Annotated in this window: 4 protein-coding genes and 1 pseudogene; 2 read left to right on the forward strand and 3 right to left on the reverse strand. The window is 72.6% G+C overall.

Annotated features, from left to right (window positions below; genetic code table 11):
• Nucleotides 1-17: 17 nt before the first annotated feature.
• Entirely contained in the window at nt 18-7,412 is a 7,395-nt protein-coding gene (locus tag J7E86_RS12115) for a type I polyketide synthase (RefSeq protein ID WP_215081605.1), read from the reverse strand.
• Nucleotides 7,413-7,679: 267 nt separating this feature from the next.
• On the opposite strand from J7E86_RS12115, the gene J7E86_RS12120 reads away from it, so the two are divergent.
• The gene (locus tag J7E86_RS12120) at nt 7,680-8,732 is read left to right on the forward strand and encodes a 3-oxoacyl-ACP synthase III family protein (RefSeq protein WP_251019020.1); all 1,053 of its coding nucleotides are present in this window, start codon (nt 7,680-7,682) and stop codon (nt 8,730-8,732) included.
• Between the two features lie 332 nt (nt 8,733-9,064).
• On the opposite strand, the gene J7E86_RS12125 is transcribed toward J7E86_RS12120, so the two are convergent.
• Nucleotides 9,065-10,192, reverse strand: a complete 1,128-nt coding sequence (locus J7E86_RS12125) for a PP2C family protein-serine/threonine phosphatase (RefSeq protein ID WP_215081606.1) — start codon at nt 10,190-10,192, stop codon at nt 9,065-9,067.
• A gap of 107 nt (nt 10,193-10,299) precedes the next feature.
• On the reverse strand, nt 10,300-10,893 hold the full coding sequence (locus J7E86_RS12130; RefSeq protein ID WP_215081607.1) for a TetR/AcrR family transcriptional regulator: 594 nt from the start codon (nt 10,891-10,893) through the stop codon (nt 10,300-10,302).
• Nucleotides 10,894-11,078: 185 nt separating this feature from the next.
• Between J7E86_RS12130 and J7E86_RS12135 the strand changes: the two are divergent.
• Nucleotides 11,079-11,440: pseudogene (locus tag J7E86_RS12135) on the forward strand (aspartate/glutamate racemase family protein); the annotation flags it as partial.
• Nucleotides 11,441-11,563: the final 123 nt, after the last annotated feature.

Below are 11,563 nucleotides of genomic sequence, written 5' to 3' on the forward strand. Positions count from 1 at the left end.
CAACCCATGAGCCCCCCTCACGGCACCGGCGGCGCGATGGCATCCCGCCGTTGGTCGGACGCGTGGATGCCCAGGCGATCGTGGATCAGGCGGGCGAAGTGGGTCAGGGTCCGTCCGCTGGCCATGAGTTCGCTGGGCGGGATGTGGACGTCGAAGAACTCGCGGGCCTTGAGGATGAATTCGGCACCCATGAGGGAGTCCAGGCCGAGGTCGTCCAGGCGACGGTCCGGGTCCAGTTCGGACGGGTCGGTGTGCAGGACGGTGGCGAGGTGGCGGGCCAGCATGTCGGTGATGGCGCGCACGGCGTCCTCGGGAGTCATCGCGGCCAGGGCGCGCAGCAGCTCCTCGCGGGTCTCGTCCGTGTCCGCGGCACCGCTGGGGACGAGGTTGGCGAAGCGGGGGGTGGCGAGGGAGGGCAGGAGGCGGCGGGCGCGGGCCCAGCGGTAGCGGCCGACGCCGGCGACGTCGGTGTCCGCGGTGAGGAGGTGGTCCGCGGCGGTGAACGCGTCGGTGGGGGAGACGGGATCGAAGCCGAGGCCGGTCATGGTGGCCGCGAGGTTGTTGCGGGCGACGTATCCGGTGTCGGCGATGGGGCCCCAGGCGATCGCCGTGGCGGTGCGCCCGGCGTGGCGGCGGGCACGCGCGAGAGCCTCCAGATAGGCGTTTCCGGCGACGTACGGTGCCTGTGCGAGGTTGCCGGTGGCCGCGGTGACCGATGAGTACAGCAGGAAGAGGTCGAGGTCGCGGTCGGCGGTGAGCCGGTCGAGGACGTCCGCGCCGGCGGCTTTGGGGGCGAGGACGGCGGCGAAGCGGTCGTCGGTGAGGTCGGCCAGCGGGGCATCGTCGAGGTGCATGGCGCAGTGGACCACGCCGCGCAGGGGATGCCCGGTGGCATCCACGGCGGCGATCACCCGGCGTACGGCCGCCTCGTCGGTGACGTCGGCGGCGTACGGGGTGGCCCGTACCCCGCGCCGGGCGAGCCGGTCGAGGACGTCGGCCGCCTCCGGCGCGTCGGCTCCCCGGCGGCCGAGCAGGGCCAGGTGCCGGGCTCCCCGGTCGGCCAGCCAGTCGGCGGTGGCGGCGCCGAAGCCGCCGAGCCCGCCGGTGACCAGGTACGTCCCCGCCGGGTTCAACGCCGGTACGGAAAGGGCGGGTTCGGTGGGAACGGGCTCGTCCAGCGGGTCGAAGGCGATCACGACCTTGCCGGTGTGGCGGGAGTGCTGGAGCAGCCTGAACGCCTCGTCGACGCGGGCGGCCGGGTAGACGGAGTGCGGGAGCGGACGGTACTCGCCGGAGGCCATCCGCGTGAGGGTGTCGAACATCAGACGAGGGCCGCGTACGGGGTCGAACACGAGGCTGTCGAGATTGAAGCCGAGAAAGGTGATGCTGCGGTGGAAGGGGCGCAACAGGAGCGGGTTGTTGAAGAAGATGTCGCGCTTGCCGAGCTCGATGAAGCGGCCCATGGGGCGCAGCAGGTCGAGGCTCTGGGCGATGGCCTCGCCGCTGAGGGAATTGACGACGATGTCGACGCCCTTCCCGCCGGTCAGTTCGCGTACCCGGGGTGCGAAGTCGAGGGTGCGGGAGTCCAGGGCGTGCTCGACGCCGAGGGTGCGCAGCAGATCGCGTTTGGTCTCGGTGCCCGCTGTGGCGATGACGCGCAGGCCCAGGGACCGGGCGCACTGGATGACGGCCAGGCCGACGGCTCCGGCTCCGCCGTGCACCAGCACCGTCTCGCCGGGGAGCGGCCGGGCCTCGTCGACGAGGGTGTGGTGGACGGTGAAGAAGACCACCGGGAAGGTCGCCGCCTCGGCGAAGCTCATGCCGTCGAGGATGGGCGAGGCGGCCGCGGCGGGCATGACGGAGTGGGAGGCGAGCGCCGCGGGCATCAGCCCGGCGACCCGGTCGCCCACCGCGTACGCGGTGACCCCGGCACCGACGGCCCTCACGATGCCCGCCCCGTCGGTGCCCAGTCCGCGGCTGAGCGCGGTGCCCTCGACGGCCTCGGGTGGCAGCAGCCCGTTGGCGCGCATCGGATCGCGGTAGTTCAGTGCGACGGCCCGCATTTCCACCAGGATCTCGCCGGGCCCCGGGTAAAGCGGTTCGATCCGGCGCCACACGAGCCGGCGGGAGAACCCGGGGTTGCGTACTTCCAGGACGAACGGTGAACCGGAGGGGACGGCGGTGGGCTGATCGGCCGGGCGCTGGACCTGGCGGGGTACGAACCGGCCGCCCGGGGTGAGCACGATCTCGTCCTCGTCGGTGGGCGCCCGCAGTTCGTCGGCCAGGCGGCGGGCGTCGACGGCCGGGTCGCCGGTGCGGTCGAGGGAGATCCGGCGCATCCGCAGGCCGGGCTGTTCGTTGGCCAGGGTGCGGGCGGCGCCCCAGATCGCCGCGTCGGCGGGGTGGGCGGGGCGCTCCGGGGCGGGGAACAGGCCGCTGGGACGGGCGACCAGCCACACCTCGGGGTGGGTTCCGCCCTCCCGCCCGGCGCAGGCGGCGGCCAGGGCCCGCAGGACGGCGGCGCGGCGCGTCGTGCCGGCGACCGGCCCTCGCGGGTCGTCCGGGCTGTCCGGGTGCTCGCCCAGGAGCAGGACGACGCCGGTGGCGTCGGCGGGCAGCGCTGTGGCCCAGGCGGCGGAGTCGTCGGTGGCGGCGGTGATGCCGGCGCCGCCCAGCAGGCCGGACAGCGCCTGGGCGGTGGGTGTCTCGCCGGGCGTCTCGGGGGAGATGACCCAGGCGGCGCCCGGTGCCGGCGCGGGCGGGGCGGGTTCGGCGGCCGGGAGATGTCCGGCGGCGGCCAGGAGGACGGAGCGGTCGTCGGTGCCCGTCCGTACGGTGCCGGTGAAACCGCACTCCCTGAGGAGCGGCACCCACTGGTCCCGGGCCGGCAGCACCGTTTCCGGGCGCAGCGTACGGTCGCGGCGCTGCCAGAACGCCTCGGTGCCGCCGCGGAGAAGGGCCGGCCGCCGCGCATCGTGCGACTCCGCGGCGAGCAGATGCCCGCCAGGGGCGAGCAGGGTGTGGACGCGGCGCAGCCCTTCGGCCAGGTCGGCGACGGCGTGCAGGGCGTCGTCGGCGACGACCAGGTCGAATCCGCCGCCGTCGAAGCCCTGGACGGCCGGGTCGGTGTCCAGGTCGAGGGTCCGGTATTCGACGAAGTCGTACGCGGCGAAGCGGTGGCCGGCACCGGCGAAGCCCGCCGACGAACGGTCGGTGCAGGTGTAGCGGGTGCGGTCCGCCGGAAGCAGGGGGAGCAGGGCCGCGGTGAGACCGTGGGTCCTGGCGCCGAGTTCCAATACGCGCAGCGGGCGGTCGCCGGGCCACCGGCGGACGATCTCGCCGAGCAGGGCCTGGGCGACGCGGTGGGTGAAGCGGCGGGCGGGTGCGACGGCGTACAGCTGCTCGTACGCGCTGTCACCGGCCTGGAGGAGTTCCTGTGCCTCCGGGGCATCGCGCAGCACCGCGGGCAGGCGCCGCAGGTGCGCGTTGAGGTGGGTGGTCTCCGTGATGAAGGCCGGATGATCCTCCACCAGGGCCCGCAGCAGCCCCTCGTGGCGGGGCTCGGCGCCGGTCAGCCGCCATCGGCCGTCGCCGGCGGGCCGGGCCAGTGCGTGCCGGGTCATGAGCGGGAGCATCAGCAGCACCAGCCGCCGGTGCCGGGGCTGGAGTCCGCCGGCCATGAGGTCGGACAGGCCGAACGCGGCGGCCGGGTCGGTGAGCAGGCCGGCCACGGCCGAGGCCCAGCAATGGGCGGCCGTCTCGTCGACGGCCGCCGTGAAGCGGTCGTGACCGGTCTCCCGCAGGGCGTCCCGCAGTCCGGTGATCCGGTCCTGGACGGCGGCCGCCAGGTCCGCCGGCGGGGGCAGCGGCGAAGGGCCGGCCGGGGCCGCCGGGTGCGGTGCGGCACGCAGGACCGTCCGCTGGACGGTCAGCGGGGTGTGCTGGGTGTTGTACGCGCGCCGGGTGCGGAACCCGTCGATCTCGGCGGTGACGGTGCCGTCCTCGTCGGCATAGACGACGTCCCAGCGGAACTCCGTCTCGGTGTGGCTGCGCCGGCGCAGGTGGATGACGCCGGTGGGTGCCGGGGTGCGCCACACCCTCACCGAGTCGAACGTGGACGGCAGATACGCCTCGCCGCCGCGCATGAGCCGCTCCACCAGCGCGACGGTGGCCTGGAAGGGGCCGTCCAGCAGGACCGGGTGCACCGTGTACGCGTCGCTCGGGTCCTCGTGCCGGTAGGAGGCCAGCAACTCGTCCTCGCCGACGCGCAGTTCGCGCAGCAGCTGGAAGGCCGGGCCGACGTCGAGACCGACACTGTGGCACGTACGGTAGAAATCCGGGCCGCTGACCGTGCGGGGGCAGCGTGCGCGAACCGCCGTGGGGTCGAGCGGAGCGGAAGCCGTGCCGAGCAGGGTGCGGACCTGGGCGCGTACGACCGTATGGCTCTCGGTTCCGCGGCCTTCGCTGTTGCTGATGGTCAGCGCGCCGTCCTCGGGCGTCACGGAGGTCTGCATCCGGGCCGTACCGGGGTCGGGCCAGGCGATGGGGAGCGGACTGATGATGCCCAGGTGACGCACCTCCACCGGCCGGTCCAGCGCCCGCCGTCCCGCGGACAGCGCCATCTCGACGTACGCGGCGGCGGGCATCAGCACCGATCCGGCGATCCTGTGGTCGCCCATCCAGGGCACCAGCTGGGGCTCGATGGCGCCTTCCCACACCGGGTGGGGAGCCGGGAGGCGCTCGCCGAGCAGCGGGTGGTCGAGCCGGCCGGTGCCGCTGGTGCGGATGACCAGGTCCTGCGGGGTGCCCAGCCAGTGCCGTTCGCGCTGCCAGGGGTAGGCCGGGAGGTCGGTCACCCGGCCCGGGCGGGGGAAGTGGGTCCGCCAGTCGACGTGGGCACCGGCCGCGAGCAGGGCAGCGACGGCCGCGGCCGTCTCGCGGGGGCCGTCGCCGTCGCGGTGCAGGGTGGAAACGTACGTGGCGTCGGTGCGCCGCAGGTAGGGGCGCAGCACCGGGTGCGGTCCGATCTCCACGAGCATGTCGGCGTGATCGGCGAGGACGCGGGTGACGGCTTCGTGGAAGCGGACCGGCTCGCGGACGTTGCGCCACCAGTAGCCGGCGGTGAGCTCTTTGCCGGCCAGCGCCGTGCCGGTGACGGTGGAGACGAAGGGGATACGGGTGGTGGCGGGCTCCAGTCCGGCCAGCGCGGTCCGCAGCGGGTCCGCGATGGGGTCCATGGCGCGGCTGTGGAACGCGTGGTCGAGGCCGAGGTCCTGGAAGAAGACGTCCCGGGCCGTCAGTTCCGCGCTGAGGGCGGCCAGGGCCTCCGGGTCCCCGGCGACGGTGACGCTCCGGTCGTCGTTGATGCCGGCGATCTCCAAGGCGGGCGCGTACGCGGACAGTTCCTGCCGGGCCGCCTGCTCGGGCAGTCCGACGGCGGCCATCCGGCCGGTGCCCGCGGTGACGCCCTGGGCGCGGCTGCGTTCGGCGATCACCCGGGCGGCCTGCTCCAGGGTCAGCGCCCCGGCGGCATGGGCCGCGGCCACTTCGCCGACGCTGTGCCCGACGACGGCCGCCGGACGCAGTCCGCTCGCTGCCAGCAGGGCGACCAGCCCCACCTGCACGGCGAACAGGGCGGGCTGGGCGATCTCGGTACGCTGCCAGCGGGACGCGAGGGGCTCGGCCAGCTCCGCCGTCACCGACCAGCCCAGGTGCGGGGCGAGCGCGGCATCGGCCTGTTCGACGGCGGTGCGGAAGACCGGCGCGCCGTCCAGGAGGTCGGCGGCCATGCCGGGCCACTGGGAGGCGTTGCCCGAGAAGACGAACGCCACCGTGCCCCGCTCGGCCTTCCGGACCTTGGCCCCGTGGGCGGGTGTGTCCGCGAAGAGCCGGTCCAGCCGGTCCGCGGCTTCGTCCGGTCCGCAGGCCAGGACGGCGGCGCGGTGCAGGTGGGTGCTGCGGCGCAGGGTGCTGGTGTGCGCCAGGTCGTAGAACTCCTCGGGCGCCGCCTCCCGAAGCCGCGCCGCGACGCGCGCGGCCAGTTCCCGCAGCGCCTTGGCCGAACGGGCGGAGATCACGACGGGAAGCGTGCCGCCGTCGCGGTCGTCCCCGGGCGGCGGAGCCGGTGGAGCGGTGAGGACGACGTGGGCGTTGGCTCCGCCGAAGCCGAAGGAGTTCACGCCCACCGCCGCCCGGGCCGGGCGGGGGAGTTCGACCGGCTCGACCGTGGGGGCAAGGCCGAGTCCGGCGAAGTCGATGTCCGGGTTGAGCGGCCGGGCGTGCAGGGTCACCGGGGCCACGCCGTGCCGCAGGACGAGCAGGGCCTTGAACAGGCTCGCCATGCCGGAGGCCGGTTCCAGGTGCCCCAGGTTGGACTTGACCGAGCCGACCGGCAGCGGCCCCACGGTCCGGCGCCGGCCCAGGGCCTGCCCGATCGCCCGGGCCTCGGCCGGGTCCCCGGCGGGGGTGCCGGTGCCGTGGGCCTCGAAGTACACCAGATCGTCCGGGTCCACCCCCGCCTGCTCGTACACGGTGCGCAGCAGGGCTTCCTGCGCCTGGAAGCTGGGCAGGGCCAGGCCGTGGGTGCGGCCGTCGCAATTGGTGCCGGTGCCGGCGATGACCGCGTGGATCCGGTCGCCGTCGGCCAGCGCGTCGGCCAGCCGTTTGAGGACGACCACGCCCCCGCCCTCCGCCCGGACGAAACCGTCGGCCTCGGCGGAGAAGGCCGCGCACCGGCCGCGCGGTGACAGCATGCCCGCGTGCGAGAAGCCCGCGAAGGAGAAGGGGCTGCCCAGCACGTTGATGCCGCCGGCGAGCGCGGTGCGGCTGGTGCCGTCCAGCACGGTGCGGCAGGCGCGGTCGAGTGCCACCAGCGCGGAGGAGCAGGCGGTGTCGATCGCCATGCTCGGGCCGCGCAGGTCGAAGCAGTACGAGAGACGGTTCGCCGCGATCGACAGCGTGGACCCGCTCATCATGTACGGATTGGCGTACTGTTCGATGGTCCCCTGGACCGTCCCGTAGGACGGGTCGGAAATCCCGACGAAGACACAGGTGTCCGACCCGGCCAGCGATTCGGCGGCGATGCCGGCGTCGTCCAGGGCCTCCGCGGCCAGCTCCAGCAGGATCCGCTGCTGCGGGTCCATGGCCGCGGCCTCCTTCGGAGCGATGCCGAAATAGGCCGCGTCGAACCCGGCGACATCGTCGAGGAAGCCCCCGGCCGCGGTGTAGCTCCGGCAGGGGCGGAGAGCGCCGGGGTCCACGAAACGGGTCTTGTCGAACCGGTCCGCCGGGATCTCGCCGACCGCGTCCCTGCCCTCGCGCAGGGCCGCCCACAGCCCGCCCAGGTCCGAGATCCCTCCAGGCAGTCGGCAGCCGGCGCCCACGACGGCCAGCGCACGGTCGTTGACGTCCATCCTCAGCCCCCGTCCGGTTCCCACATATGGCCGGTTCCGTATACCTACCCGGCCCCGAATCGGTCATGCGACCATTGACTCGTGTCAGGTAAGTCATCGAAAAATCAGGGCAGTTCACCTTCCATCCCCATTGAGGCAACGTGACCCTGTCGGCTCAGGCGCCCCGCCCGGCCGGGGTGGGGGCGCAGCACGATCGGTGGGATCGGCCGAAGTGCCCATGAGACGCTGCGTATGTGATGCTCACATCGGAAAGGTCTGGTCCCGCCCATGCCGCTGCCGAACCGTGATCCGGTGCCACCTCCCCGCCGTGCCCGCCTGGTGTCGACCGCTGTGCACCTGCCACCCCAGTACCGGACCATGGAGCAGGCCCGGGCGGCCATCGCCGCGGCGAAGAGCCCTTTCGTGCCTCCGCCCGGCCTGCTGGAGGACATCACGGGCGTCCGAGGCGTTCACGTGAAGTCCGGTGACGAGCAGGCGTCCGACCTCGCGGTCGCGGCGGCCGCCAAGGCGCTGGACATGGCGGGAGCGGGCGTCGGCGAGCTCGACCTGCTGCTGTTCGCCTCCAGTGGCCAGGACCTTGTCGAACCCGCCACCGCCCACATCGTGGCCGCCAAACTCGGGGCCTTCTGCCCGGTGTTCGACGTGAAGAACGCCTGCAACAGCGTGCTCAACGCCCTGGAGACGGCCGCGGCCTTCATCGAGACCGGCCGGCACCGCACTGTCCTGATCGCCTGTGGCGAGACGGCGACGCTCACCGCCCGCTGGCACGTGCCCGACTACGAGACGTTCATGCGTCACCTGCCCGGCTACACCGTCTCCGATGCCGGTGCCGCCCTTCTCCTGACCGCGGGCCCGGCGGGACCGGACGACCCCGGAGTGCTCCACACGGTCTTCGCCGCGGACTCCTCCGCCTGGGAGGCGTGCACGGTCGCGGCCGGTGGCTCGATGCACCCGCGTTCCACGCACGACGACCACGTGTGCCTCCGGCTCAACGAGGACCAGTTGTCCGAGGCCGGCCGCCACATGGCCTCCTTCGTGGTGGAGTACGCCACGGACGAGATGGCGCTGGTGCGCCGGAGCGCGTTCGTCGCCGTCCACCAGATCTCCATGCCACAGTTCCACGAGGCCCGCGCCCTGCTCGGACTGCCGGAGAGCCGCTTCCTGGCCACGGTGGACAGGTACGGCAACGCGGCCTCCGCGTCCCTCCCGCTGCAACTGGCCCTGGCCCAGCAGGCCGATCGCGTCATGCCCGGAGACCTCGTCGCGCTCGTCGGGCTGGCCAGCGGGTTCAGCATCGGGCTGGCGTTGATCCGGCTCTGAGGGGGCGGCTCGGTCCCGGCGGATGCCGGCGGTGACCGGCGTCGGCCGGTCCGGCACGGAAGGTGCGGGCGAGGGGCGGGGGAGGCGGCCGTCCAGGCCGTGGCCGGCGGGTCTTCGGCTGCGGGTCGTCTTTGCCGCCTGCGGCGGCGAGTGCCCTGCGGGCGCGTCCTCAAGCTCCCCCGGCTACCGCTGGGAGGTGCCCCCAGACGGGCTTGATTCGGCTGGGCTCAGCCGCTTTCAGCCTGTTGGGGCACCCCCAGCGGTAGCTGGGGGAGGGCGCCACCGCGCAGCGGCCCCGCAGCCGCCCGCTCACGTGATCCGCCGGACACGGCCTAGACGGGCTGGGCCCGCTGCTCGTCGAGCGGGTCCGGCTTTTCGCGCAAGCGCACGGCGAGGGCGGCGATGTCGTCGTCGAGGCCGCCTCCGCTGTAGCGGAGGAGGTCACGGTGGAGACCGTCGAGCAGCTCGCGAGGCCGTACCGGGGTGCGCTGCCGCATCCAGTCCGCCAGGGGGAAGAACTCGCCGTCGCGGTCGCGGGCCTCGGTGACGCCGTCGGTGTAGAGGAGCAACTGGTCGCCACGAGCGAGGCCGAAGGTGTCGATGGTGTAGTGATCGCCGATCAGGTCCGCGAGGTTGAGAAGCGGTGAAGGGGAGGTGGGACTCAGGATGCGGAGCCCCTCCCGGGTCAGGAGCAGTGGTGGCGGATGCCCGCAGTTGAGGATCCGGATGAGGCCGTCCTCGTACGGGATCTCGACGAGCACGGCGGTGGTGAAGCGCTCCATCAGGTCCTCGGGGGGAAAAGCGGCGCTGTAACGGGTGCTGCTGGCCTCCAGGCGGCGTGCGATGCCGCCCAGATCGGGCTCGTCGTAGGCCGCCTCCCGGAACGAATTGACCACCGTCGCGGCCGCGCCCACCGCCGGCAGCCCCTTGCCCCGCACATCGCCGATGAGCAACCGGACACCGAACCGCGTGTCGGCCACCTCGTAGAAGTCGCCACCGATGCGGGCCTCCGCGGCGGCCGCGAGATACAGCGACTCGATCTCCATGCCTCCGAAGCAGCGCGGCATCGGGCTCAGGACCACCTGCTGCGCCGCGTCGGCGACGAGCCGGACCTGGAACAGGGACTTCTCCCGCTGGAGCCGGACATGACTTCCGTACGCGGCCGCCACGGTGACCGCGACGATGCCCGCCACCGTGTACCAGGCCCCGAGGCCGGGGAAGACGAGGCTGAGACCGATCATGAGCAGAAAGCAGACCGTCCCCAGCGCCACGGTGGGAAGCACGGGCCACATGGCGGCCGCGAGGGCGGGGGCCGCGGGCAGGATGCGGCTGAAGGCCATGTCCGGGGGCGTGGCGTAGGCGAGGCCGGCGATGACCGCGGTCAGGATCACTGGGGACAGGAGAACGAGAGACCACCGGCCGTGGGGACGGCGGAGACGCGGCTGCCCACGCTTGACCATGATCCATATGATATCGGGAATGGCGGCATATGGCTCTTTTTGGCAATCTGCGGCCATGGGAACACGTTCCGCGATGGAGGTCGGTGCCGTCCCGCTGAGCAGGAGGGTCATTCATGCGGGACGCGGACGGGATGGGGGGTGAGGATCCGGCGGAGGACGGCTTCGATGTCGGCGCGGGCGGGTGGCCGGCTGGCGGCGAGGCCGCGCAGGGTGAGGCCGTTCATGGCGGCGGCGGCGGCCGCGGTGGCGGTGACGGGGTCGGTGTAGTGCGCGAGGGTCTGGATGCTGAGCTCGGTGTACTGGTCGGCGATCGGCCGGAGGGCGGGGCGGCGCAGGGCGGCGAGGTAGAGCTCGAACTCCATGACCTGCTGTCCGCGCTGGGGTCCGAGGCAACTGAGCAGGACGTCGGTGAGCAGGACCGCGAGCTGGTCGGCGGTGAGTCCGGGGCGCTGGGCGCACCAGTCGTCGAGGTAGGCCGCGTAGCGGTCGACGGACCGCTTGAGGGCAGCGGTGATGAGGTCGTCCTTGGTGGCGAAGTGGTAGGTGGTCGCCCCCAGGGGCACGCCGGCCTCTTCGGCGACGGCGCGATGGGTAAGGCCCTCGATGCCGCGCTCCGCGATGACCTTCTCGGTGGCCGCGGCGATCTCTTCGATCCGCCGCTGAGGATCACGGCGACGGCGTGCGGGTTTCTCGGCGGCCATGGGAGGGCCCTCGTTCGGGGGTATGGGGAGCGATGTGGTACGTGAGTACTGTAGCTCGATGGCCCAGGTTTACTTAGTTAAAGCACCCTCCATAAGAAAACCTTCTGGAGCGTCTTGGGTTTCCTTGAATTGCTTTGAGTGTTGGGTCCTGCAAAATCTGCACATCGTCAACGGAAGGGGTGACGATGAAAATAATCGGGCTGATAGGGGGATGAGTTGGGAATCGACGGCAGAGTACTACCGACTGCTCAACGAGTTGTCGGTGGATTTCGCAGAGATCGAGCAGCTGCAGGTGCAGGTGCAGGGGCGTTGGGAGGAAGCCGGGGAAATTCTGGCCGCCGCCGTCCGTTCTCTGGAAAAGGCCGGCGCCGACATGGTGCTGATCTGCACCAACACGATGCACAAGGTCGCGGGTCAGGTGGAGGCGGCAGTGGGGGTTCCGTTGCTGCACCTTGCCGATGCCACAGCGGATGCGGTGCGGGCTGCGGGGATACGTAAGGTCGGCCTGCTCGGGACCGCGTTCACCATGGAGCAGGATTGGGGCCGCAGGACAGCTCTGTGCCGGTCTTCTACACGGCTGCACGCGGAGGCGGCCATTGACGCGGCCCTGGTTGGGGTATCGCCGAGGTGAGCCCAAAAAGGGGCCATGGGGTGATCTTGGAGCCCTGAA

This window comes from Streptomyces sp. ISL-11 (assembly GCF_018614525.1).
GTDB lineage: Bacteria > Actinomycetota > Actinomycetes > Streptomycetales > Streptomycetaceae > Streptomyces.

Excerpts from the sequence above, each read along its gene's own strand:
- J7E86_RS12120 (WP_251019020.1), top strand. The coding sequence starts at position 7,680 with ATGCCGCTGCCGAACCGTGATCCGGTGCCACCTCCCCGCCGTGCCCGC.
- J7E86_RS12130 (WP_215081607.1), bottom strand. The coding sequence starts at position 10,893 with ATGGCCGCCGAGAAACCCGCACGCCGTCGCCGTGATCCTCAGCGGCGG.
- J7E86_RS12115 (WP_215081605.1), bottom strand. The coding sequence starts at position 7,412 with ATGGACGTCAACGACCGTGCGCTGGCCGTCGTGGGCGCCGGCTGCCGA.
- J7E86_RS12125 (WP_215081606.1), bottom strand. The coding sequence starts at position 10,192 with ATGGTCAAGCGTGGGCAGCCGCGTCTCCGCCGTCCCCACGGCCGGTGG.